Origin of the sequence: Vibrio sp. CUB2 (genome assembly GCF_001557945.1) — a bacterium.
Lineage (GTDB): Bacteria > Pseudomonadota > Gammaproteobacteria > Enterobacterales > Vibrionaceae > Vibrio > Vibrio owensii.
Map to the genome: position 1 here is coordinate 1 of NZ_LNRB01000079.1, position 528 is coordinate 528.

The window sequence follows — 528 nt, forward strand, 5'->3', positions numbered from 1 at the left end:
AAAAGAAGTAGGTAGTTTAACCTTCGGGAGGACGCTTACCACTTTGTGGTTCATGACTGGGGTGAAGTCGTAACAAGGTAGCGCTAGGGGAACCTGGCGCTGGATCACCTCCTTAAACGATGATTATTCACGATGAGTGTCCACACAGATTGATATGGTTTAGATTTCAGAGCAAAGATTGGTTCTGCATAAAATGCTGAAGCGATTTATGTGGGGCTATAGCTCAGCTGGGAGAGCGCTTCGCTGGCAGCGAAGAGGTCATCGGTTCGATCCCGATTAGCTCCACCACTAGCTACATTGTTTCTGCTTTTAGCAAAACAACCTACAGTGTCCCGTTCGTCTAGAGGCCTAGGACACCGCCCTTTCACGGCGGTAACAGGGGTTCGACTCCCCTACGGGATACCATCTTTAAACATTCTCTCTTGAGAGTTTTTAAAAATGGTTACTTCATAAGAAGTGATTAGCTCTTTAACAATTTGGAAAGCTGACAAAACAAACTTTTAAGTTTGTTTGTAAAGTTCTCAATGT

2 tRNA genes and 1 rRNA gene are annotated in these 528 nt (G+C 44.5%); all 3 read left to right on the forward strand.

The window, feature by feature from the left end:
* Positions 1-115 (forward strand): 16S ribosomal RNA (locus ATB78_RS27935); the annotation flags it as partial.
* 97 nt (positions 116-212) lie between these two features.
* Positions 213-288 (forward strand) — tRNA-Ala (locus tag ATB78_RS27940).
* Between the two features lie 41 nt (positions 289-329).
* Positions 330-405: transfer RNA gene (locus ATB78_RS27945), tRNA-Glu, on the forward strand.
* Positions 406-528: the final 123 nt, after the last annotated feature.